General features: G+C 71.6%; 19 protein-coding genes. 10 read left to right on the forward strand and 9 right to left on the reverse strand.

The features are described from left to right. The first annotated feature begins 59 nt into the window (after positions 1–59). From mtrA to cax, 6 genes are all read left to right on the forward strand, one after another. Positions 60–749 (forward strand): MtrAB system response regulator MtrA, encoded by a 690-nt coding sequence (gene mtrA / locus HC031_RS17740; protein WP_167926453.1) that lies wholly within the window; start codon positions 60–62, stop codon positions 747–749. 249 nt (positions 750–998) lie between these two features. Further along, a complete protein-coding gene (gene mtrB, locus HC031_RS17745) occupies positions 999–2699 on the forward strand; it encodes an MtrAB system histidine kinase MtrB (RefSeq protein WP_338090723.1) in 1701 nt (566 codons plus the stop codon). Then, positions 2696–4555 carry an LpqB family beta-propeller domain-containing protein gene (locus tag HC031_RS17750; RefSeq protein WP_167926454.1) on the forward strand — a complete coding sequence of 620 codons (1860 nt, stop codon included), beginning with the start codon at positions 2696–2698 and terminating at the stop codon, positions 4553–4555. Before mtrB ends, HC031_RS17750 begins: the two co-directional genes overlap by 4 nt. 5 nt (positions 4556–4560) lie before the next feature. Then, positions 4561–5295: a ComF family protein gene (locus HC031_RS17755; protein ID WP_167926455.1), complete on the forward strand. Its 735-nt coding sequence runs from the start codon at positions 4561–4563 to the stop codon at positions 5293–5295. Between the two features lie 300 nt (positions 5296–5595). Continuing rightward, a complete protein-coding gene (gene hpf, locus HC031_RS17760) occupies positions 5596–6240 on the forward strand; it encodes a ribosome hibernation-promoting factor, HPF/YfiA family (protein WP_167926456.1) in 645 nt (214 codons plus the stop codon). A 53-nt stretch (positions 6241–6293) separates the two neighbouring features. Further along, a complete protein-coding gene (gene cax, locus HC031_RS17765; RefSeq protein WP_167926457.1) occupies positions 6294–7421 on the forward strand; it encodes a calcium/proton exchanger in 1128 nt (375 codons plus the stop codon). Here the strand turns inward: cax and HC031_RS17770 are convergent. Next, complete coding sequence (locus HC031_RS17770) at positions 7393–8517, reverse strand: GNAT family N-acetyltransferase (protein ID WP_167926458.1); 1125 nt, start codon at positions 8515–8517, stop codon at positions 7393–7395. The genes cax and HC031_RS17770 overlap by 29 nt on opposite strands. Positions 8518–8664: 147 nt before the next feature. Here HC031_RS17770 and secA point away from each other — a divergent pair, with 147 nt between their 5' ends. Then, positions 8665–11535, forward strand: coding sequence for a preprotein translocase subunit SecA (gene secA / locus HC031_RS17775; protein ID WP_167926459.1), 2871 nt, complete (start codon positions 8665–8667; stop codon positions 11533–11535). Positions 11536–11608: 73 nt separating this feature from the next. Here the strand turns inward: secA and HC031_RS34420 are convergent, their stop codons facing one another. After that, positions 11609–11947, reverse strand: a complete 339-nt coding sequence (locus tag HC031_RS34420) for an Rv3235 family protein (RefSeq protein ID WP_167926460.1) — start codon at positions 11945–11947, stop codon at positions 11609–11611. A gap of 723 nt (positions 11948–12670) precedes the next feature. Continuing rightward, on the reverse strand, positions 12671–12886 hold the full coding sequence (locus HC031_RS17785) for a helix-turn-helix domain-containing protein (RefSeq protein WP_167926461.1): 216 nt from the start codon (positions 12884–12886) through the stop codon (positions 12671–12673). Positions 12887–13099: 213 nt separating this feature from the next. On the opposite strand from HC031_RS17785, the gene HC031_RS17790 reads away from it, so the two are divergent. Further along, positions 13100–13603, forward strand: coding sequence for a DUF6912 family protein (locus HC031_RS17790; RefSeq protein WP_167926462.1), 504 nt, complete (start codon positions 13100–13102; stop codon positions 13601–13603). Here HC031_RS17790 and HC031_RS17795 read toward each other — a convergent pair. Next, positions 13591–14619: a hypothetical protein gene (locus HC031_RS17795; protein WP_167926463.1), complete on the reverse strand. Its 1029-nt coding sequence runs from the start codon at positions 14617–14619 to the stop codon at positions 13591–13593. The genes HC031_RS17790 and HC031_RS17795 overlap by 13 nt on opposite strands. 199 nt (positions 14620–14818) lie before the next feature. Here HC031_RS17795 and pruA point away from each other — a divergent pair, with 199 nt between their 5' ends. Continuing rightward, positions 14819–16450, forward strand: a complete 1632-nt coding sequence (pruA, locus tag HC031_RS17800) for an L-glutamate gamma-semialdehyde dehydrogenase (protein ID WP_167926464.1) — start codon at positions 14819–14821, stop codon at positions 16448–16450. Between the two features lie 3 nt (positions 16451–16453). Continuing rightward, entirely contained in the window at positions 16454–17239 is a 786-nt protein-coding gene (locus HC031_RS34425; protein ID WP_167926465.1) for a tryptophan 2,3-dioxygenase family protein, read from the forward strand. 24 nt (positions 17240–17263) lie between these two features. Here HC031_RS34425 and HC031_RS17810 read toward each other — a convergent pair whose 3' ends face one another. Genes HC031_RS17810 through HC031_RS17830 form a run of 5 tightly spaced genes read right to left on the reverse strand, consistent with a single transcriptional unit; the run spans position 17264 to position 22689 of the window. Next, the gene (locus HC031_RS17810) at positions 17264–18265 is read right to left on the reverse strand and encodes an N-acetylglucosamine kinase (RefSeq protein WP_338090713.1); all 1002 of its coding nucleotides are present in this window, start codon (positions 18263–18265) and stop codon (positions 17264–17266) included. Further along, positions 18262–19527: a 6-phospho-beta-glucosidase gene (locus HC031_RS17815; protein ID WP_167926467.1), complete on the reverse strand. Its 1266-nt coding sequence runs from the start codon at positions 19525–19527 to the stop codon at positions 18262–18264. The genes HC031_RS17810 and HC031_RS17815 overlap by 4 nt, the downstream gene beginning before the upstream one ends. A 2-nt stretch (positions 19528–19529) precedes the next feature. Next, a complete protein-coding gene (locus tag HC031_RS17820; RefSeq protein ID WP_167926468.1) occupies positions 19530–20351 on the reverse strand; it encodes a carbohydrate ABC transporter permease in 822 nt (273 codons plus the stop codon). Beyond that, the gene (locus HC031_RS17825) at positions 20348–21331 is read right to left on the reverse strand and encodes a carbohydrate ABC transporter permease (protein WP_167926469.1); all 984 of its coding nucleotides are present in this window, start codon (positions 21329–21331) and stop codon (positions 20348–20350) included. Before HC031_RS17825 ends, HC031_RS17820 begins: the two co-directional genes overlap by 4 nt. Before the next feature lie 2 nt (positions 21332–21333). Next, positions 21334–22689, reverse strand: coding sequence for an ABC transporter substrate-binding protein (locus HC031_RS17830; protein ID WP_167926470.1), 1356 nt, complete (start codon positions 22687–22689; stop codon positions 21334–21336). Positions 22690–22705: the final 16 nt, after the last annotated feature.

The raw sequence follows: 22705 nt of genomic DNA on the forward strand, positions 1-22705 counted from the left end.
CGGCCGGTCCGGGGACACCTCGCCCACGTCGCGGCGCATTGGTGGAATCATTGGGCCCCATGAGGGCCCGTGTACTGGTGGTCGACGATGACCCCGCGCTCGCCGAGATGCTCGGCATCGTGCTGCGCAGCGAAGGTTTCCTGCCGTCTTTCGTCGCCGACGGCGAGCGCGCCCTCACCGCGTTCCGCGAGGCCCGGCCCGACATCGTCCTGCTCGACCTGATGCTGCCGGGGATGAGCGGCATCGACGTGTGCCGGGCGATCCGCGCCGAGTCCGGGCTGCCGATCGTGATGCTGACGGCCAAGAGCGATACGGTCGACGTCGTGCTCGGCCTCGAATCCGGCGCCGACGACTACGTCGTCAAGCCGTTCAAGCCGAAGGAGCTGGTCGCGCGGATGCGGGCCCGGCTGCGCCGGGGCGAGGACGTCACCCCGGAGCTGCTCACGATCGGGCCGCCCGGCAACCAGATCACGATCGACGTGCCGGCGCACACCATCACCCGCAACGGCGAGGAGGTCAAGCTGACTCCGCTGGAGTTCGACCTGCTCGTCGCGCTGGCGCGCAAGCCCCGCCAGGTGTTCACCCGCGAGGTCCTGCTGGAGCAGGTGTGGGGATACCGCCACGCCGCCGACACCCGGCTGGTCAACGTGCACGTGCAGCGGCTGCGGGCGAAGATCGAGCCCGATCCGGAGCGGCCGGAGATCATCCTCACGGTGCGCGGCGTCGGCTACAAGGCCGGTACGGGCTAGGTCGTGCCCGAGCCCGACCCCTCGGACGTCGCAGGCGACGGATCCAGCCGGCTCCGTCGGCCGGTCGACGACGCCCGGCCCCGGCCGCTGACCGGAACCGTCCGGCTGCGCGTACCCGCGTCCGTCCGCCGGCGATCGGCGTCGATCGCGGCCCGGCTGGCCGTCAGCCCTCCGGGTCGTGCCGGCCGTGCGCTGGTCCGGCTGGTCCTCGCGGGACTGCTCGCCGGGTGGCGGTCGCCGTTGGCCCGGGTGCCGTTGCGCCACGCCGTCCGGCTCTGGCACCGCGGCCGCCGCGCCTGGCGGCGCTCGCTGCAGGTACGGATCGTGTCGATCACGCTCGTGCTGTCGCTGCTCGTGGTGGGGGTGTTCGGCTTCGTGGTCGCGTCCGCGATCACCGGCGGCCTGCTCGACGCCCGGGTCAGATCGGCGAGCAAGACCGTCGACCAGGGCGCCGCGTACGCGGCCAGCCAGCTCAAGGGCGTGACCCAGCCGGGCGACCCGGCGCTGCTGACCACCGTGCCGGCGGTCGTCGTCGCGCTGGGCAACGCCGAACAGAGCGGCCAGGTCCAGGTGATCATCCGGGCCAGCGACTCCTCGTTGAGCTCCCTACCCGCCCAGTCGCTGGCCTGGCCGAAGGCGGACGCGTACAACGTCGTGACGTCGGGCCGGCTCGCCGACCTGCGCCGCCAGGTCGGACGCGGCAAGATGGCCCGGCAGTACGCCACGGCCAACCCGGACGGCAACGGCGAGCGGCGGTACCTGGTCTTCGGCACCCCGATCAACAGCAGCGGCGCCGGGGGCCAGCTTGAGCTGTACTACCTGTTCCCGCTCGACAACGAGGTCGCCACGGTCGACCTGGTGCGCACCACCCTGATCGCGACCGGCGCGGCGCTGGTGGTGCTGCTGGCCATGGTCGCCGCGCTGGTCACCCGGCTGGTCGTCCGGCCGGTGCGCATCGCCGCCCGGACCGCGCAGCGGCTGTCCGCCGGCCTGCTCGACCAGCGCATGGAGGTGCGCGGCGAGGACGACCTGGCCCGGCTGGCCGCCTCGTTCAACCAGATGGCCGGCAACCTCCAGCGCCAGATCGTACGGCTCGAGGAGATGTCGCGGCTGCAGCGGCGGTTCACCTCGGACGTCTCGCACGAGCTGCGGACGCCGCTGACCACGGTGCGGATGGCCGCCGACCTGATCTTCTCCGCCCGCGAGGACTTCGAGCCGGCCGTGGCCCGCAGCGCCGAGCTGTTGCAGGCCGAGCTGGACCGCTTCGAGGGGCTGTTGACCGACCTGCTGGAGATCAGCCGGTTCGACGCCGGGTTCGCGATGCTCGACGCGGAGGCCACGGACCTGGTACCCGTGGTGCGACGCGCCGCCGACGGGCTCACGTCCGTAGCGGAGCGCGCCGGCTGCGCGGTCGACGTGAGCGTTCCCGGTGCCCCGGTGATCGTCGAGATCGACCCCCGCCGCATCGAACGGGTCCTGCGCAACCTCATCGGCAACGCGATCGAGCACAGCGAGGGCAAGCCTGTCCGGGTCACCCTGGCCGCGGACGACTCGGCGGTCGCCGTGACCGTGCGCGACCACGGGGTGGGCCTGCGTCCGGGGGAGGAGAAGCTGGTGTTCAACCGGTTCTGGCGCGCCGACCCGTCGCGGGCCAGGCAGACGGGCGGCAGCGGGCTCGGGCTGTCGATCAGCCTGGAGGACGCCCGGCTGCACGGCGGCTGGCTGGAGGCGTGGGGCGCGCCCGGCCAGGGCGCGCAGTTCCGGCTGACCCTGCCCGTCCGCGCCGGTGAACGCCTGGTCTCCTCGCCGCTGGCGCTCGTACCGGCGGACGCGCCGCCGGCGAGATCGGCCGAACCCGCCGGTACCCCCGCCGTGGTCGGCGTGGCCGCCTCGGCGGCGACGCCGGTGGCGGGCGGCGACCCGGGTGACGAAGGGCGGGTCACGCCGTGATCGTCCGCCGTTGGCTGATCGTCGCTCTGCTGGTCGCGGGGCTGCCGCTCCCGCTGGTCGGCTGCGGCGTGCCCAGTTCGGGGCCGGCCGTCGTGGTCAAGGCCGCCCCCCGTAACGGCGTGCCGAGCAACCCGGACGCGGCGGTGACCAAGAAGACGCCGCTCGGGGTGACCGATCCACAGGAGCTGGTCCGCCGCTACCTGCAGGCGATGGCCTGGGGCAACGACACCAGCCAGGACCCCAACGCGACGGACAAGGCGGTCGAGTCGGCCAAGGCGTTCCTGACCCCGGAGGCGCAGGCCAACTGGGTACGCGGCCAGGACATCACGGTCGTCCGGGTGCAGTTCAACCTGCTTCCGGTGACCACGGCCAACGGCATCCGGGTCGACGTGGCCATGCAGCCGGTGGGCGTGCTCGACGGCCACGGTTCGATCGAGCCGAAGGCCACCGGCGTTCCGTCGACCTACGCGTTCACGGTCGTGCCCGAGGAGCGCGGCCGGGGCCTGCGCATCGCCAACGCGCCCAACGGGATGCTGCTGAGCACCGAAGGGCTCGACAACCTGTACAACGTCGAGCCGATCTACTTCTGGGACAGCTCCAACCGCAGCCTCGTACCGGACCTGCGCTACATCAACCGGTCGCTGTCGCCGGCCACCCGCGTCGCCGAGGTGACCGGGTGGCTGCGCGACGGACCGTCGGACTACCTCCGGCCCGGGGTCAGCCCGTTGCCGGCCGCCATCGAGTTCAAGGACCGGCCGGTACTCGACGCCACGCCCGGCAGCGTACGCATCAACCTGGCGGCGAAGGCCGCGAACGTGCAGAACCAGCTCGCGAAGTTCGCCATCCAGCTGAGATGGTCGCTGCGCTCGCTGGCCAGCAGCGTCGAGCTGCAGATCGAGGGCCAGCGCCAGGACCTGAGCCGGGACGTCGCGTGGTCGAACCCGGCCGCCGTGCCGGACGGGCAGCGGGACGCGCCCCGCTTCGGCGTGGTCGACGGGCGGGTCCGCCAGCTCGACGGGGACCCGGTCACGGTGCCCGCGCTGGGCAGCGACGACAACAACAACGTGGTGAGCGCGGCGATCCTGCGCGGCCCCGTGCAGGAGGTCGCGCTGGTCCGGGAGGAGGCGCACGGGCGGCTCCGGCTGTGGCTAGGCAGCTACAACCAGGGCGCGAAGGCGGCGGAGTACGTCGCGACCGACCTGGAAGGCGACGTGATGAGCCGGCCGGTCGGGGTGCTCACGGCGGTCCCCAGCGATCCGGCGTTCCTGTTGGCGGCCGACGGCCGGCTGTGTGCGGTGTCCGCGGCGATCAGACAGTGCGTGGACCGGACGCCGCCGGGCATCGGCGCGGTGACCAACGTGTCGGTCGCGCGCGACGGGCGGCGCGTCGCGCTGGTCGCCGACGGCCGCGTGTACATCGGCATGCTCACGTTCGAGGGCTCGATCCCGTCAGTGTCGCAGTTGGTGGAGGTGCAGACGACGCTGAGCGACGCGGTCGGGGTGGCCTGGAGCCGCGAGGAGTGGCTGGTCGTCGCGGGGCGCTCGGCGGGGCAGTCGGCGCTGGTCGAGGTGACGGTCGACAGCGCACTGGTCGAACAGATGCAGCTACGTGGCCTGACCGGGCTGACCGTGACCCGGATCGTCGCCGATCCGTCGGTACGCCCGGACGCGCCGCTGCGCGGTGAGCGCGGGCCGATCATGATCGAGGCGAACGGCCGCGTCTACCGGGTCTTCTCCGGCAGCGTGGACGAGTACCCGCCGGAGGCGTCACCGGCGCCGTCGACGTCCGCGTCGGCGTCCCCGTCGGGCGCGCCGGCCAAGCAGTCGCTGCCGTCCGCGCCGTTCTTCCTGGACTGAGCCCGGTGACCGCCCGGTCGAGCGAGCCCACGGGGATCTGGCCGGCGCTGGTCGACCTGGTCCTGCCGGCCGGATGCGCCGGCTGTGGCCGGTCCGCCGAGCGCCGTGGCGGCCTGTGCGGTGACTGCGCCGCGGCGCTGGCGGCGGCGCGCCCGCAGCGGGTACGCCCGTGCCCCGAGCCGCCGGGGCTGCCGCGCTGCGTCGCGCTCGCGGCGTACGCGGGATCGCTGCGGGAGGCGATCCTGGCGTACAAGGAGCGGGGCCGGCACACCCTGGCCGGCCCGCTCGGTGACCGGCTGGCCGACGTGGTCGCCGCGGCGCTCGGGGAGACCACCGACCCGGTGCTGCTCGTACCGGTGCCCGCGACGGCCGCGGCGGCCCGGGACCGGTACGGCGACCACATGCTGCGACTGAGTCGCCGGGCGGCGCGGACGCTGGCGCGGCGTGGCCGGCCGGCGGGGGTGGTCTGCCCACTGCGCGCGCGGCCACGGCCGGATTCGGCGCAGTTGTCCGGCGCGGACCGGACGCGCGTGGCCGAGGATGCCTTCGCGCTCGTACCGGGCCGGATTCCGGCGGTCCGCGCGGCCGTGCGGGGCGGGGCACGGCTCGTCGTGGTCGACGACGTGGTGACCACCGGCGCGACGCTCGCAGCGGTGGCAGCCCGCCTCCGCGAGGCGGCGCTCGAGGCGGGGGTCGCCGCCGTGCTCGCGGCCACCCAGCGACGCGCAGTCGTTCGGTAACTCTTGGTTGTTATTCCGGTGTGCTTGTCGCCGATGGAGTGACGTACGGGTGTACACGGGCTAGCGTCGACATTCACCAGTAGTGTCGAGAAAGAGGCACGGCAACACCGCCCGGAAGGGCACGCCGCCCGGACGGTCCCGCGACCGCCGGTCGCCGCGTGAGGGAGGTGAGCGCGAGACACGTTTCACCGGTCGCCCGCGCCAGCGTCGCGCGCCGGTTCCATGCGTCCCGCCGGACGAAAACCCACCGAATGTCACCGGTCATCCGGTGCACCGTACTCACCGTGGTGGAGGTCAAACGTGGACATTGTTGTCAAAGGCCTTAACGTCGAAGTGCCCGATCACTACCGCCAGCACGTAGCCGACAAGCTGCAGAAGATCGAGCGGTACGACCAGAAAATCATTCGAGTCGACGTCGAACTGTTCCACGAGCGCAATCCGCGACAGTCTGACCACTGCCAGCGCGTTGAGATCACCTGTGTGTCACGGGGGCCCGTCGTACGGGCCGAAGCCTGCTGCGCCGACTTCTACGCGGCGCTCGATGCGGCGCTGGCCAAGCTGAACGCCCGGCTGCGCCGGACCGCTGACCGCCGGCGGGTGCACCGCGGCCGCCGCGCGCCGGTCTCGGTGGCCGCGGCCACCGCGCCGCTCGCGCGGATCGGCGCGGAATCGCCCCTGGAGACGGCCGCGGCGGCGGCCACCTCGCCCATCTCGCTCGACGACCCCCTGCTCGACGAGGGCGCGTCGGAGCACGACAACCAGCCGTGGCACATCGTCCGGGAGAAGGAACACCCGGCGGAGCCGATGACCGTCGACGACGCGCTGTTCCACATGGAGCTCGTCGGCCACGACTTCTACCTGTTCATGGACAAGGACTCCGGCCGGCCGAGCGTCGTCTACCGGCGGCGTGCCTACGACTACGGGGTCATCAGCCTCGCCACCTGACCCAGCGACCGCGCCGGCGAGCGGTTCGATCAATGCCTTGAGATGATCGGCTCGTGTCGAGCCGCACCTTGAACAGGTCAGACCTGGTCGTCCTCGCGGGCAGCGCGATCGCCGTCGTGCTCGCGGGTGTGACCCGGTACACGCACGCCGGCGCGGTCCTACCCTTCGTCGTCGCCGCCGTGGCGGTCGCGCTGCTGGCCTCGCTCGTGGGGCGCTGCGTCGACCAGCTCGGCGACCGCTTCGGCGCGGGCGCCACCGGGGTGCTGCAGAGCGCGCTGGGCAACCTGCCCGAGCTGTTCATCGGGTACTTCGCGCTGCGGTCCGGCCTGCTCGACGTCGTCCGGGCGGCGGTCATCGGGTCGATCCTGGCCAACATCCTGCTCGTGCTCGGACTGGCGTTCGTCGTCGGCGGCGTGCGCCACGGCACCCTGGAGTTCAGCTCGCACCGGGCGCGTACCACCACGGTGCTGCTGTTCCTCGCGACCGCCGCGCTGGTGCTGCCGAGCGTCGCGTCGTACGTACACACCCCGGCCGAGCCGCACGAGCGTCAGCTCTCGCTGATCGTGTCGGTCGTGCTGCTGGTGCTGTTCGTCCTGTCGCTGCCGGCCTCGCTGCGCCGCGGGCACGGCGGGTCGACCCCGGCATCGGCCACCGCGACCGACGGCGCCCCGGCCGCTTCCGTGGGCGCCGGCTCCACGGAAGCGGAGCCCACGGAAGCGGCGCGTTGGCCGGTCTGGCTCGCCGTCGGCCTGCTCGCGGCGTCCGGCGTACTGGCCGCGCTCGTCTCCGACTGGTTCGTGTACGCGCTACAGCCGGCGATCGGGGCGCTCCACATGTCCCAGGCGTTCGCCGGCCTCATCGTGGTCGCGATCGCCGGCAACGCGGTGGAGAACTTCGTCGGAATCCAGCTCGCGGCGCGCGGCCAGGCCGACTACGCGGTCTCGGTGATCGTCAACAGCCCGCTGCAGATCGCGCTGGTGCTCGCGCCGGTGCTGGTGCTGCTGAGCCTCACGACAGCCACCGCGCTCACCCTGGTGTTCGCCCCGATGCTGGTCATCGCGGTGGTGGTCAGCGTGCTGGCGGTCTCCCTGATCGTGTACGACGGGGAGTCCAACTGGCTGGAGGGCGCCACCCTGATCGCGCTCTACATGATCATTGCGACGGTGTTCTGGTGGGGCTGACGACCGGGTCGTCGGGCAGCAGCGCGTACAGCAGGTCGTCGATGCGGGCGCCGGACACCCCCGGCAGCCGGGAGCGCTGGTAGCCCTCCCGCCGGAAGCCGGCCGCCTCGAGGACCCGCTGGGAGCCCACGTTCTCCGGAGCGGTGCCGGCGATCAGTCGCGCGATCCCGGCGCGCTCGAACGCCCAGGTCGACAGCAGCCGCACGGCGCGGCTGGCGTACCCGCGGCCGCGCCAGCCGCGGTCCAGGTCGTAGCCGATCATCGCCTGGCCGGTCGCCGGCTCCGTGTAGTACAGCCCGATCTCGCCGGCGAAGGTGTCCGTGACGGCGTCGCGGATCGACAGCGCCGCCTGTGCCCCGGCGAGCCAGTGGGACTCGGCGTGCGCGCAGCGTCGGGCCGCCCGGTCCCGGCTGAAGGGCTCCGGCGGCACCTGTGCCGCGATGACCTCGGGCAGTTGATGGGTGCGGTAGACGTCCTCTGCGTCCTCGGGCCCGATGGGGCGCAGCGTGACCGTGCCGTCGCTGAGCTCCCCGCCGGGCAGGTCCGGCAGCAGCCGCGGCGTCGGCCCCGGCGGGTCGTCGGGCAGGCGGGCCCACACGATCAGGTCGCAGCGCTCGCCGTCGCCGCCGAGCCCGCCGCCGCGCTGGATGCCCTCCCGGAGGTACCCGGCGGCGAGCGCGACCCGCTGGCTCGGCCCGTTGGCCGGCTCGGTGCGGATCTCCAGGCGGGCGAACCCCTGCTTGAACGCCCAGCCGGAGGCGGCGCGGGTGGCCTCGGTGGCCGCTCCGCGCTGGCGGCCCCACGGGGCCACCCAGTACCCGACCTCGGCGACGCCGCGCCCGCGCGGTGTGACGCCGACGCACCCGAGCAGCCGGTCGGTGTCCGGGTCGGCGATCGCGAACTGCGCGCCGCCGGCGGTCCACTGGCCCGGCGCGAACTCGCACGCGAAGGCCCGCGCGTCGGCCTCGGTGTACGGCTGGGGCAGGAGTGGCAGAAATCGTCGAATCAGGGCATCGTTGCAGGCGGCGGTGATGTCGGCGATGTCGCCGGGCCCCAGTTGGCGCAAGACCACCGATCCCGCCTCGATCGAATCCATGTCTAAGGATTCTGCCCGACCTGTTCGCCTGCGGCGGAAAACGTCGCGAATCGGCCGTCAAGGGTGCCGCTTGCACATACGCGGGCGGCGGCTTTTGCCACCGGGCGCCTACGATAGGTCCGCAGGCTGTTGAGGGAGCGCTGACCCGTGTCAATTTTCGAGAAGATTCTTCGCGCCGGTGAAGGCCGTATGGTCCGCCGGCTCCAAGCCATCGCCAACGCCGTGAACTCGATCGAGGAGAGCTACACGGAGTTGACCGATGCTGAGCTGCGGGAGCTGACTGACCAGTACAAAGAACGGTTCGCCGACGGGGAGACGCTCGACGACCTGCTGCCCGAGGCGTTCGCCACGGCCCGTGAGGCCGCCCGGCGGGTGCTCGGCCAGCGGGCGTACGACGTGCAGATCATGGGCGGCGCGGCGCTGCACTTCGGCAACATCGCCGAGATGAAGACCGGTGAGGGCAAGACCCTGACCGGCGTGTTCCCCGCCTACCTCAACGCGCTGAGCGGCAAGGGCGTGCACATCATCACGGTCAACGACTACCTCGCCCAGCGCGACGCGGAGTGGATGGGGCGCATCCACCGGTTCCTGGGCCTGACCGTCGGCGTGATCCTGCCCAACCAGCCGTCGGAGGCGCACAAGGCGGCGTACGCCTGCGACATCACGTACGGCACCAACAACGAGTTCGGCTTCGACTACCTGCGCGACAACATGGCGTGGTCGGCCGATGACCTGGTGCAGCGCGGCCACAACTTCGCGATCGTCGACGAGGTCGACTCCATCCTGATCGACGAGGCGCGTACGCCGCTGATCATCTCCGGCCCGGCCGAGCAGTCCGCCCGGTGGTACCAGGAGTTCGCCCGCCTGGTCGAGCGCATGCAGCGCGGCACCGACGGCGAGGGCGACTACGAGGTCGACGAGAGCAAGCGCACCATCGCGGTCACCGAGCGGGGCGTGGCCAAGGCCGAGGACCGTCTCGGCATCGACAATCTGTACGAATCGGTCAACACCCCGCTGGTCGGCTACCTCAACAACGCCATCAAGGCCAAGGAGCTGTACAAGCGCGACAAGGACTACATCGTCGCCGACGGCGAGGTCCTGATCGTCGACGAGTTCACCGGTCGCATCCTGCACGGCCGCCGCTACAACGAGGGCATGCACCAGGCGATCGAGGCCAAGGAGGGCGTGGAGATCAAGCAGGAGAACCAGACTCTTGCCACGATCACCCTCCAGAACTACTTCCGGCTGTACGAGAAGCTCGCGGGCATGACCGGTACCGCGCAGACCGAGGCCGGCGAGTTCAACAAGGTCTACAACGTCGGCGTCGTGAGCATCCCGACGCACCGGCCGATGATCCGCGCCGACCGCCCGGACGTGATCTACAAGAGCGAGAAGGCCAAGTTCAACGCGGTGGTCGAGGACATCGTCGAGCGGCACTCGATCGGCCAGCCGGTGCTCGTCGGTACGGTCAGTGTCGAGAAGTCCGAGATGCTGTCGCAGATGCTGCGGCGGCGGGGCATCCCGCACTCGGTCCTGAACGCGAAGTTCCACGAGAAGGAAGCGGAGATCGTCGCCCAGGCGGGCCGCAAGGGCGCGGTCACCGTTGCCACGAACATGGCCGGCCGCGGCACCGACATCCTGCTCGGCGGCAACCCCGAGTTCCTCGCCGCGGCCGAGCTGCGCCAGCGCGGCCTGGAGCCGGAGACCGACGAGTACGCCGCCGCCTGGGACGAGGCCCGCGAGCGCTGGAAGAAGCTGTGCGACGAGGAGGCCGAGGAGGTCATCGCGGCGGGCGGCCTGTACGTGCTGGGTACCGAGCGCCACGAGTCCCGCCGCATCGACAACCAGCTGCGCGGCCGTTCCGGCCGGCAGGGCGACCCGGGCGAGTCCCGCTTCTACCTGTCGCTGCAGGACGAGCTGATGCGCCGGTTCCGGGCCGGTGCGGTCGAGGCGGTGATGGACCGGCTCAACATCCCCGAGGACGTGCCCATCGAGTCGAAGATGGTCACCCGCCAGATCCGCAGCGCGCAGACCCAGATCGAGGCGCAGAACGCCGAGATTCGAAAGAACGTCCTCAAGTACGACGAGGTGCTCAACAAGCAGCGCCAGGTGATCTACGCCGAGCGCAAGCGCGTGCTCGACGGCGAGGATCTGCACGAGCAGGTCCAGCACATGATCGACGACACGATCAGCGCGTACGTGCAGGGCGCGACCGCCGAGGGGTACGCCGAGGACTGGGATCTCGACCTGCTGTGGACCAGCCTCAAGCAGCTCTACCCGATCGGCACCAGCCTCGAGGACCTGGTCGAGGAGGTCGGCGGGATCGAGGGGCTCGACAAGGAGTTCCTCGAGGTGAAGCTCAAGGAGGACGCTCACGCGGCGTATGCGCGGCGTGAGGAGGAGCTGAGCCCCGAGGTCATGCGGGAGCTCGAGCGGCGGGTCCTGCTCGAGGTGATTGACCGCAAGTGGCGCGAGCACCTCTACGAGATGGACTACCTGCAGGAGGGCGTCGGCCTGCGCGCCTACGCCCAGCGCGACCCGCTGGTCGAGTACCAGCGCGAGGGCTTCGACATGTTCGCCCAGATGTTGGAAGGCATCAAGGAAGAGGCGGTCGGCTTCCTGTTCAACATCAAGGTGCAGATCGAGGAGGCCCCGGCGCCCGAGGGCGTGGAGGCCGAGTCGGCCGAGGCCGCCCCGGCGGTGCCGCTGCCCGACACCCAGTCGCATGTCGAGATCCGCGCCAAGGGGCTGGGCCAGCGCGCGCCGCAGGCCCTGCAGTACTCCTCGCCGACGATCGACGGTGAGGCCGGTACGGGTGGCGTCATGATCGAGCAGCAGGCGCCCGCGCTCGGGCTGGGGGCCGGGTCCGACGGTGCACGGCGTTCGGGGCCGGCGTCGCCGACCGCGGCCGGTGCCCGCAAGGAGTCGTCGTCCAGCAACGGGCCGTCCCGCAACGCGCCGTGCCCCTGCGGCTCGGGCAAGAAGTACAAGCGCTGCCACGGCGCGCCCAGCGCGTAACGGTTCATAGCACGACGGTGGCCGCCCCGGACGGGTTCCGGGGCGGCCACCGTCGTCTTCAGGGCTCCTTCGGTCAGATCACCTCCAGCAGCGTGCACAACCAGCTGCCGCCGTGCTGCTCGAACCGAAGGGCCATCGCCCACGCGGTGTCGCCGTGGCGGAGCACCGCGACGGCTTCGGCGACCCCGGTGGGCTGATCGAACACCTGGAGCCGGCGCAGCCGTACCCGCTCCTGGCCGGCTCGGGAACGGTCGGGGATGCGTACCCGAACCGTCCGGCGGGTCAGCTGGGTGGCGACGTCGGCGAACTCGACGGGGGTGGTGAGCGCCCGCAGGTGGGAGACCGGCCGGAAGCCGTTGAGCACCTCGACGCAGGCGGACACGAACCGGGCAGCCGCGATCTGTGCCCGCATCCGCCGCGCGCGATTCGCTCGCGCGTCGGCGGCCGTGGCGGGCGGATCAGCGGTAGGTGCGCGCGGATCGGCCGCCGATCCGGGCGGCCGACCTGTCCGCGCTGACGGGACCTGTTGGTCGGCTGCGCGGGCGCCGAGCGGACCGGGGCCGGGTGGTCGGCGTGACACCGCCGCCGGACGCGGGGGAGCCGACGGGCGCGCGCCGCCGGAGGTGCGGGCGTTGACCGAGGTGAACAGCGCCAACTGCCCGACACAGATCGGGTGGTCGTCGGCGGGCCGGTCCTCGTCCGCCGGTGGCTCGAGCGCCGGAGCGCGGCGGATCCGGACCGGCGGCTGCGGCGCGGGCTCGCTGTGGGGTGGTGCGGGTCGGGTCTCCGGTGGTGTCGGCTGGGTCTCCGGCGGTGTCGGCTGGGTCTCCGGCGGTGTGGGTCGGGTCCCTGGCGGTGCGGACCGGGTCCCCGGCGGTGCGGGCTGGCACGGGGACCGTGCGGGCCGGCTGTGGGGTGGTGCGGGCGAAACGAGAGTGGCGGCCATGTGCGCCTCCGCAGGTCGAGGATTCGATCTTGCGTTTGCTTACGTTTGCCTACGACGGTATGCGGTCAGCTTAGGCCACCCGTCAAGCCGTCGCATGCCCCCAACGGGCTTCCACATGCCCGAAAAAGATCTTGGGGAGTTTGACATCACCCGTGATGTCAAACTCCCCAAGATTCGGCAAAGGGCCGCCTACTCGGTCAGCGGGTTCTCCCTGACCCACGCCGCCGTCTCGTCGTACTTGCGCTGGATGTACTCCTCCAGCTTGCTGCGCTCGATCCGCCACTGACCCCGGCCGCCGATCTTGATCGCGGGCAGTTCGCCGCTGCGGACCATGTGGTACACCTGCGACATCGATACGTTGAGCTGCTCAGCGACGTCGGACATGAGCAGGAACCGTGGCTCCATGCGGGGGTCTCCAGGACTGTCGGCCGGTGTGTTGTCGGCTAAGTTTGCCACCGGTTGCCTCCGCCGCGCTCCGGCGGCGTCGGCTTACTTCCCGGTTCCTTCCCGGGTAGTGATCCGATTTGCCGGGAAAGACTTCCGCCCGAGCAGGGCAGGGTGTACCAAAGGGAGCGGCGCAGCCACCGGCGCCCACGACCGGCCAACTGGAGTTCTGCGGTGATCGACCACGTACGGGTATACGTGCCCGCCACCCTTGCGGCGCTGGCAACTCTCAAGGAGCGCGGCGAGCTTCAGCCACCGCCGGAGGCGCACGCGGTCACGCCGGCCCTCCGGGAGTGGTACGCCGAGGGCGACGAGGAGGAGCTGGAGTACGTCGCTTTCACCCGCGCCGCGCAGGGCGCGCTGCGGCTGCTTCGCCGCGACCCCGCAGCGGCCCGCCGGCGGGTCGTGGTCTCGGTCGACGTCCCCGTGAGCGGCATCCGTCGCCCGGCGGATCAGGAGCTCGGGTCGAGCCTCGTCGCGGTGCCGGACACGGTGCCGCTGTCGGCGGTGGCGGCCGTCCACGTCGACGGGCGGGAGGCCGAACCGGACGTCGCGGCGGCGGCGGACGTGGTGGAAGAGGCGTTGGCGGGCGACCCCGACGCGCAGTTCACCGTCGACAGCGCCGAGGACCACGAGCTGGAGTGGTACGACCCCTCCGAGCTGGGTCAGCTGGTCTGATCCGGTCCGGCCTCCGGCGCCTGCGACCCGGACTGCGGCGTCGCGGCCGCCGGCTCGGCCTCGGGGGCCGACGGCCCCAGCGTCCGACCGAACGCGATCGTGCTCGTGATCGCCCCGACGAACAGCACCACCAGCGCGGTGTTGAGACCGACGTTGCTCGCCCAGGTCAGTGCCGCCCGGTCCGCCTCGCTCGACGCCGCGGCCAGCGACCGCAGCCGGCCGCCGGCGATGAGCGTCACCAGGTCGGCCACCAGCAGCAGTACGCCCGGTCCCGCGCCGGCGGCCAGGTACGCCGGCCAGCCCAGCCCGTCCGGGCGCCGGCGCAGGTAGCGGTACGCGACGACGCCGGCGACGATCCCGCCGCACACCGCCGCGGCCAGGGCCAGCCGGTGGGTCGCGGTGACCTGGGACGCCACGCTCGTACCCGCGCCGAGGAGCTTGAGCAGCCGGTTGTACAGCCCGGCCTCCAGCAGGCTGAGCACCACCCAGGCCAGGCTGCCGGCCACCGTCGCGCCGACGATGGCCGGTGGGCGGACGATGCTGGCCGCCCCGCCGATCAGGCTCGTCGCGGCCATCGCCGCCGCGAGCACGACCAGTGCCGAGGTGGAGCCGTAGCCGAGCAGGATCAACGCGGCGACGGCGAGCCCGATCACCAGGCCGCCGCCCAGGCCGGCCACGGCGCGCGGCACGCGCGGTCCGGACAGCTGCGCCGCCGCGAAGCCGACCGCCACACCGGCGACCAGGCTCGCGGTGAAGATCGCGGGCAGGGCGAGGGCCGCCTCGTTGAGTGCCTGCAGGCCGCCCGATCGGGTGAGGGTGGCGTGCGCCGACCACAGCGTGGCGGCCAGCCAGGCGACCCCGAGTACGGCGAGCACCGCGGCGGCCCGCCCGCCCCGCGGGGCGCCCTCGGCCACCGGCTCGTCCGTGGCCGGCTCGGGGCGCCCGGACGCGGACGCCACGTCGGCCTCCGGACCGGTGGCGTCGTCGGCGGGCGTCAGGCTGCGGGGATGGGTCATGTCAGCTCTCCCAGGTAGGCCACCGGCAAGGGTACGCGGGCAGCCTGACCGTCCGGCCGTCGCCGGTGACGCAGTGTTTGTGACAAGGTTGGCTCGGAATGGGGTCGGCCGCGTCATAGTCGGGCTGATCTGTGTGCTACCGGCGTGCGAGGATGAACCCGCCTCGCCAATGGTGTCGAGTTCGACGTAGGAGCGTGTCATGGATGCTGTGTTCGCTGTCCCGGAGCCGCGAAACGAGCCGGTGCACGGCTACGTGCCGGGCAGCCCCGAACGGGCGAGCCTGCAGCGCAAGCTCGACGAGCTGGCTGGCGACCGGCTCGATCTGACCATGACGATCGGTGGCCGGCAGCGCTTCGCCGCCGGTGACCCCATCGATGTCGTGCAGCCCCACCGGCACTCGCACGTGCTGGGAGTCACCCGCAACGCCACCCGTTCCGACGCCGCCGCCGCGATCGAGGCCGCCAAGCAGGCGGCGCCGATGTGGCGCGACCTGCCCTACGCCGAGCGGGCGGCAGTCTTCCTGCGCGCCGCCGACCTGCTGTCGGGTCCGTGGCGGGACACGCTGAACGCCGCCACGATGCTGGGCCAGTCGAAGACCGTCGCCCAGGCCGAGATCGACTCCGCCTGCGAGCTCATCGACTTCCTGCGCTACAACGCGTACTTCGGGGAGAAGATCCTCGCCGAGCAGCCGAAGTCGTCGCCGGGCGTGTGGAACCGGATGGACCATCGGCCCCTCGAGGGCTTCGTCTACGCGATCACGCCGTTCAACTTCACGGCGATCGCCGGCAACCTGCCGACCGCCCCGGCGCTGATGGGCAACACCGTGGTGTGGAAGCCGGCGCCGACGCAGCAGTTCGCCGCGCACTTCACGATGCGTCTGCTGGAGGCGGCCGGGCTGCCGCCCGGTGTGATCAACATGGTCACCGGTGACGGCATCGCGGTGTCCGAGGTCGCGCTGGCCGACCCCGATCTCGCCGGCATCCACTTCACCGGTTCGACCAAGGTCTTCCAGTACCTGACGAAAACCGTGGGGGAGAACATCGCGTCCTACCGGACGTACCCGCGCCTCGTCGGCGAGACCGGCGGCAAGGACTTCGTGATCGCGCACCCGTCGGCGGAGCCGGCCGGCCTGGCCACCGCGCTGATCCGGGGCGCGTTCGAGTACCAGGGGCAGAAGTGCTCGGCGGCGTCCCGGGCGTACGTGCCGGCGTCGATGTGGCGCGGCGGGCTGCGCGACCGGCTGGCCAGCATCGCCGAGTCGCTCACGTACGGCGACGTCACGGACTTCACCAACTTCGGTGGCGCGGTCATCGACAAGCGCTCGTTCGACCGCAACGCGGCGGCGCTGGACCGGATCAAGAACGCCGATTCGTGCACGGTCATCGCCGGCGGCACCGCCGACGACTCGGTGGGCTACTTCGTGCGGCCGACGATCGTGGAGTGCACCGACCCGACGTTCGAGGTGTTCACCACCGAGTACTTCGGGCCGATCCTGAGCGTGTACGTCTACGACGACGGCGACTTCGACGCGACCGTCCGGCAGGCCGAGTCGGTGGCGCCCTACGCCCTGACCGGCTCGATCTTCGCCACCGACCGCGCCGTGATCGACCGGGCGGCCAAGGAGCTGCGGTTCGCGGCCGGCAACTTCTACATCAACGACAAGCCGACCGGGGCGGTCGTCGGCCAGCAGCCGTTCGGCGGCGCGCGGGCCAGCGGCACCAACGACAAGGCCGGCTCCTGGCACAACCTCCTGCGCTGGGTGTCCCCGCGCACGATCAAGGAGACCTTCGTGCCGGTGACCGAGCACACCTACCCGCACATGGGTGTGTGAGGGGTGACCGCGCCGAACTTCGGTGAGCAGGGCGGCCGGCTGACGTACGGCACCTATCTGCGGATCGCGGAGCTGCTGGAGCAGCAGGTGCCCGAGTCCGACCCGGCCGCCCACGACGAGCTCCTGTTCATCACCATCCACCAGGTCTACGAGCTGTGGTTCAAGCTGCTGCTGTCGGAGCTGACCGACGCCCGGGACCGGATGCTGGCGGGGGAGAGCTACCTGCCCCGGGTGCGGCTGGAGCGCTGCCGGTCGATCGAGCGCGTGCTCGTCGGCCAGGTCGACGTGATCGACACGATGACGCCGCAGGACTTCCTCGCGTTCCGTAACAAGCTGGCGCCGGCGTCGGGCTTCCAGTCCAACCAGTTCCGGGAGATCGAGTTCCTGTCCGGGCTGAAGGACCCGTCCTACCTGCGCCGCTTCCGCGGCCTCAGCGAGGCGGAGCAGGCGCGGCTGCGGCGGCGGCTCGACGAGCCGAGCCTGTGGGACGCGTTCCTCGCGGTGCTGGTGAAGGCCGGGTTCGCCGTGGAGACCGCCGAGCAGCGGTTCGAGGCGTACGCCGTGATCGCGCGGGATCGGGAGCGCTACGGCCAGCTGTGGGATCTGGCGGAGGCCCTCGTGGATCACGACCAGGCGTGGTCGCTGTGGCGCGCCCGGCACGTCCTCATGGCCGAGCGCCAGATCGGCACCAAGCCGGGCACCGGCGGCAGCGCCGGTGGGGCGTACCTGCGTTCCCGCGTGGAGACGCGGTTCTATCCCGAGCTGTGGGAGCTGCGCAGCCGGCTGTAGGCGACCGACACTGCGCAGCCGCCTTCAGGCGGCCAGCGGCAGCACGGAGTCGGGGGCGCGGCGCAGCGCCGCGCGCAGCGCGCTCTCGACGTCCGTCGGATCTCCGAGGGCGTCGAGCGCGAGCAGCGCCGCGCCCATGACCGGCGCGTCCGTCACCACCGCCACCTGCGCACGCGGGGCGTACGCCCGGATGCCGGTGAGCACCGGCTCGTGCAGGTGCGGATGCCGGGCGCGCAGGACGCCGCCGCCGAGCACGACATGGTGCCCGGCGTCCCGCAGGCCGAGCCGGTCGCAGGCGACGCGGTGCAGGGCCAGGATCTCCTCGACCTGCCGGGCGACGACGCGCGCGGCGACCTCGTCGCCGGCGGCCGCGACCGCGAACAGCACGGCGCTCAGCTCGGCGATCCGCTCCTCGGGGATCTCGCCCAGGTGAAGGCCGGCGCTGACGCTCTCCACCGTCGGCCGCCCGAAGTGCCGCGCCACCGCCATTGACAGCGCGGTGGGCCGGCCCCGGCCGTCCTCACCGCGCGCGGCGTGCCACAGCGCGAGCTGAGCGAGGTGGTGGCCGCCGCCCCAGTCGCCGGAGATGGGGCCCAGCGACGGGAACCGGGCGGTGCGGCCGTCGGCGGCCCGACCGACGCAGTTGATGCCGGCGCCGCACACCACCGCGATGGCGTCCGGTTCGGCGGTACCGGCGCGCATCAGCGCGAAGGTATCGTTGTCGACCACGCTGGCCCGCGCCCACCCGCGGTCGTCGACCGCGGCGCGCAGCCGGTCGACCTCGACGGGCAGGTCGGCGCCGGCCAGGTACACCGAGATCAGCTCGATCCGCGCGCCCGCCGGCACCCCGGCGGTCGTCCGCGCGTGCGTGATCAGCCGGTCGAGCAGGGCCAGGCAACCCGGTACGCCGAGCCGGTGCGGCGACGAGCCCGGACCCCGGACGAACGCGAGGATCTCCCCGGCAGCGGTGCCGAGCACCACGTCGGTCTTGGAGTTGCCGCCGTCGACGGCCACGAAAAGCGTCACCGGGCCCACGCCAGGTGCTGGGAGTTCGCCGCGAGCAGCTCGTCGGTCAGCGTCTCGGCGTACTCGTGCTGCCCCACCAGCGGGTGCGCCAGCAGCGCGCGGTACACCCGCTGCCGCCCGCCGCGCAGCGCGGCGTCGACGGCGAGCCGCTCGTACCCGGCGACCGCGCCGACGAGGCCGGCGAGGTCGCCGGGCAGCGGTGCGACCTCACACGCGACGGGTCCGCCGGGGCCGACGCGCGCGGAGACCTCGATGACCGACTCGTCGGGCAGAAACGGCAGGGTGCCGTCGTTGCGGACGTTCACCGAGTGCACGCCGTCGGGGTCGAGGCCGCGCAGCGCGGCGATCAGGCCGACCGCCGCCTCCGAGTAGAACGCCCCGCCCCGCTGGCCGAGCAGCTCCGGCTTGGTGGTCAGACCAACGTCGCGGTACATCTCCAGCAGCTCCGCCTCGATCTCGGCGACCCGCTGACCCCGGGTGCTCTCCCCGCGTTCCTCGCGTACGACGAGGTCGTGGCAGTAGAAGTAGCGCAGGTAGTACGACGGGACGCAGCCGAGGGCCGACAGTACGGTCGCGGGGAGCCCCACCTCCCCGGCCAGCTCGTCGAGATGGTCCGCGAGCAGTTCGGGCAGCCGGTCGACCCCGTCGACGTACGCGGCCTGTTCCCACGTCAGGTGGTTGAGGCCGACGTGGTCGAGGACGACGGCGTCGGGGGAGACGCCGAGCAGGCGGGCGAAGCGTCGCTGGAACCCGATCGCCACGTTGCACAGCCCGACCGCGCGGTGTCCCGCGTCGAGCAGGGCGCGGGTGACGATGCCGACCGGGTTGGTGAAGTCGATGATCCAGGCGTCGGGGTTGGCCCGCTTCGCGGCGCGGGCGGCCACGTCGAGCACGACCGGTACGGTCCGCAGCGCCTTGGCGAGCCCGCCGGCCCCGGTGGTCTCCTGGCCGACGCAGCCGCACGCCAGCGGGAACGTCTCGTCGCTGATCCGGGCGGCCTGCCCGCCGACGCGCAGCTGGACGATGACCGCGTCGGCGCCGTCGAGCCCGGCGTCGGCCGAGGTGGTCCAGGTGACCCGGCCGGGATGTCCGTGGTGGTCGAAGATGCGCCGGGAGAACCCGCCCACGATCTCCAGCCGGTCGCCCGCCGGGTCGATCAGGGCCAGTTCGTCGACCTCCAGCCCCGTGTCACGCAGCCGGGCGAACCCGTCGACCAGTTCGGGGGTGTACGTCGAGCCGCCACCCACCACCGCGATCTTCATGTCTAGCCCTTCACTCCGGTCAGCGTGACACCTTGGACGAAAGCCTTCTGCGCGAAGAAGAACACGACGACGATGGGGGCCATCGTCAGCACGGTCGCGGCGGTCACCAGGTTCCACTCCACGTGGTGCAACGAGCGGAACGAGGCCAACCCGAGCGAGAGCGTCCAGTTCTGCTCGTTCTCGCTGGTGTACAGCAGCGGGCCGTAGTAGTCGTTCCAGGCGTAGAAGAACTGGAAGAGAGCCGCCGCGGCGATGCCCGGACGGGCCATCGGCGCGACCACCCGCAGCAGCACGCGCCACTCACCGCAACCGTCCACCCTGGCCGCGTCGAGGTACTCCTCGGGGATCGTGAGCAGGAACTGGCGCATCAGGAAGATGGAGAACGCGTCGCCGAACAGCATCGGGACGATCAGCGGCCACAGCGTGCCGGTCAGGTGGTACCGCGCCCACATCAGGTACAGCGGCACCGTCACGACCTGCGGCGGCAGCATCATCATGCAGATGATGAGCACGAAGACGACGCCGCGGCCGCGCCAGCGCAGCTTGGCGAGGGCGTACGCCGCCGGGACGCTGGACGCCAGCATGAACAGGGTGGCCAGTCCCGCGTACACGATGGTGTTGAGCAGGTACCGCGGCATGGCGGTCCTGCGGAACACGTCGGCGTAGTTGCCGGGGTGCCAGGTGCGCGGCCAGAAGTCGCTCGTGAGCGCCTGGTTGCTGCTCATCAGCGAGGTCAGGACGATGAACACGACCGGCGCCAGGAACGCCACGCTCAGCGCGATCGCCACGCTGTGCCGCGCGATCCAGTACAGCTTCGCGCTCATCGCGTGGTCTCCCCTCGGAAGGTACGGCGCAGCAGTACGGCGGTCGCCGCGAACGCGACCACGAACAGCACCACCGCGAGGGCGTTGGCGTAGCCGAGCGCGTTGTACCGGAACCCGACCATGTACAGCCACAGCGGGTAGGTGAACGTCGAACCCAGCGGATAGCCGAAGGTGGACGAGATGCCGCCGCCGGTGGTGGCCTGGCCGCTGGCGACGGAGGCGGCGACGGCGGCCTGGGTGAAGTACTGCAGGGTCTGGATGACCCCGGTGATCGCCACGAACGTGATGACCGGCGAGATGGATGCCCACGTGACGTACCGGAACCGTTGCCACGCGTTGGCGCCGTCGAGTTCGGCGGCCTCGTAGTACATCTGCGGCACGTCCAGCAGCGCCGCCAAGAATATGATCATGATGTCGCCGACGCCCCAGAGCCCGAGCAGGACCAGCGAGGGCTTGGCCCAGCCGGGGTCGTTGAACCACAGCGGACCCTGGATGCCGACCGACCTGAGCATCGTGTTCACCGGTCCGGTCCCCGGCTTGAACAGGAACACGAACGCCAGGGTGGCCGCCACCGGCGGAGCCAGCGCCGGCAGGTAGAACAGCGTGCGGTAGAAGCCGCCGCCGCGCTTGAAACGGGTCAGCAGCAGCGCCGACCCGATGGCCGCGGCGATGCGCGCCGGCACCATGACCACGACGAGGTACAGGGTGTTGACGGCGGCTTTGCGCAGCGTCGGGTCGTGCGCCATCGCCCGGTAGTTGCTCAGTCCGACCCAGTGCGGCGTCGAGATCAGGTCGAACTTGGTGAAGGAGAAGTACACGGCGGACGCGAGCGGGTACAGCAGGAAGACCGCCAGCCCGATGACCGCGGGCGCCATGAACGACAGCACGGTGAGGGTGTGCCGGATCCGGCTGCGGCGGGCCGGGGCCGCTGACCGGCGGGTGACCCGCCGGTCCGCGAGCCTGACGGTGGGCGCGACCATCGCTAGCCGCCGAGCTGGATGAGCTGGTTGATCTGGTTGTCGACGTCCTTCAGACCGGCGTTCAGGTCGGCGACCTTGCCGGCCTGGTAGCTGCTGAGGAAGTCCTGGAACTTCTCCTGGTACGCGGGCCCGACCGGGGACGGGGGAGTGGTCGACGACCGGGGGTTGGTGAAGATCTGGATGAAGGTCTTGAACTCGGGTCCGGCCTCAAGGGCGGGCGAGCTCAGGGCGTCGGTCGTCGTCGGTACGTTCTTGAGCCCGTTGGCGAGCTTGACGATCGTGCCGGTGTTCGCCGTCAGGTACTTGACCAGCTCCCAGGCCGCCTCGGGGTTCTTGGCGGTCTTCGACACACCGATGACGTTGCCGGTGACATAGCCGGCGCCGTAGTTCGCGCCGTCCCTGGTCGGCAGTGGGGCGACCCCGAACTTCACGTTGGGTGCCTGGTCAGCGAGGAAGGCGAGCCGGAACTCGGCGTCGATGTTGATCGCCACCTGGCCCTTCTGGAAGGCGTTGTCGGCGCTGAACTCATCGCCCAGGCTGGACCGGAACGCCTCCAGCTTGTCGTAGCCGTACCAGTCGACGAGGCTCTTCTGCCAAGTCAGCAGGTCCTTCCAGGCCGGGTCGGAGCCGATCGCGGACTTGCCGTCCCTGGCCAGCCAGGTGGCGCCGACCGCCGGGGCGAGGTGCGCGGGGGAGTTCTCGTAGAAGTTGAACAACGGCAGGAAGCCGGCGACCTTGATGCTGCCGTCGGGTTTGAAGACGGTGATCTTCTTGGCGTCGTCGGCCAGCTCGGCCAGGGTCCGGGGCGGGTTGGCGATCCCGGCCGCGGCGAAGAGGTCGGAGTTGTAGTAGATGCCGTACGCGTCGGCGAGGACCGGCATCGCACACCGCTTGCCGTTGAACTCGGTGTACTGCTTGACGGGGCCGGCGAACGCGCCCAGGTCGACGGAGTCCCGCTTGAGGTACGGGTTGAGGTCGATCCAGGCCCCTGACGAGCAGAACTTGCCGACGATGTCGGTGGAGTAGGACAGCCCGACGTCGGGGCCGTTGCCGGCGCCGATCGCCTGGGTCATCTTGGCGTCGTCCTGGCCGCCCTTGACCGTCACCTTGATCTTCGGGTGGCTGGCCCGGAAGTCGGCGAGGACCTGGTTCATGGCGTCGTTCTCGCGGTCGGTGAACGGGTGCCAGAACTCGACCGCCCCGGAGGCTTGCGCGCCTGCCGGCGCCGGCCCGCTCTGCCGGGGAGCGGGCGTACATGCTGCTGCCGCGAGTAACGCGGCCGTGCTCGCCACCGCGAGCACGACGCGTGCCCGGGTGAGCGTACGAAGGCGCGCGTGACCGCGCCGTCGACCGGTCATCGGTTCTTCCTCTCGG

The organism is Planosporangium thailandense (assembly GCF_011947195.1).
Classification (GTDB): Bacteria; Actinomycetota; Actinomycetes; order Mycobacteriales; family Micromonosporaceae; genus Planosporangium; species Planosporangium thailandense.

Bases quoted from the DNA above. Each gene is read 5' to 3' on its own strand.
- HC031_RS34420 (WP_167926460.1), bottom strand. From the start codon at position 11,947: ATGCGGGCACAGATCGCGGCTGCCCGGTTCGTGTCCGCCTGCGTCGAG.
- mtrA (WP_167926453.1), top strand. From the start codon at position 60: ATGAGGGCCCGTGTACTGGTGGTCGACGATGACCCCGCGCTCGCCGAG.
- HC031_RS17825 (WP_167926469.1), bottom strand. From the start codon at position 21,331: ATGGTCGCGCCCACCGTCAGGCTCGCGGACCGGCGGGTCACCCGCCGG.
- HC031_RS17785 (WP_167926461.1), bottom strand. From the start codon at position 12,886: ATGGAGCCACGGTTCCTGCTCATGTCCGACGTCGCTGAGCAGCTCAAC.
- HC031_RS17770 (WP_167926458.1), bottom strand. From the start codon at position 8,517: ATGGATTCGATCGAGGCGGGATCGGTGGTCTTGCGCCAACTGGGGCCC.
- pruA (WP_167926464.1), top strand. From the start codon at position 14,819: ATGGATGCTGTGTTCGCTGTCCCGGAGCCGCGAAACGAGCCGGTGCAC.
- HC031_RS17820 (WP_167926468.1), bottom strand. From the start codon at position 20,351: ATGAGCGCGAAGCTGTACTGGATCGCGCGGCACAGCGTGGCGATCGCG.
- HC031_RS17830 (WP_167926470.1), bottom strand. From the start codon at position 22,689: ATGACCGGTCGACGGCGCGGTCACGCGCGCCTTCGTACGCTCACCCGG.
- HC031_RS17795 (WP_167926463.1), bottom strand. From the start codon at position 14,619: ATGACCCATCCCCGCAGCCTGACGCCCGCCGACGACGCCACCGGTCCG.
- HC031_RS17815 (WP_167926467.1), bottom strand. From the start codon at position 19,527: ATGAAGATCGCGGTGGTGGGTGGCGGCTCGACGTACACCCCCGAACTG.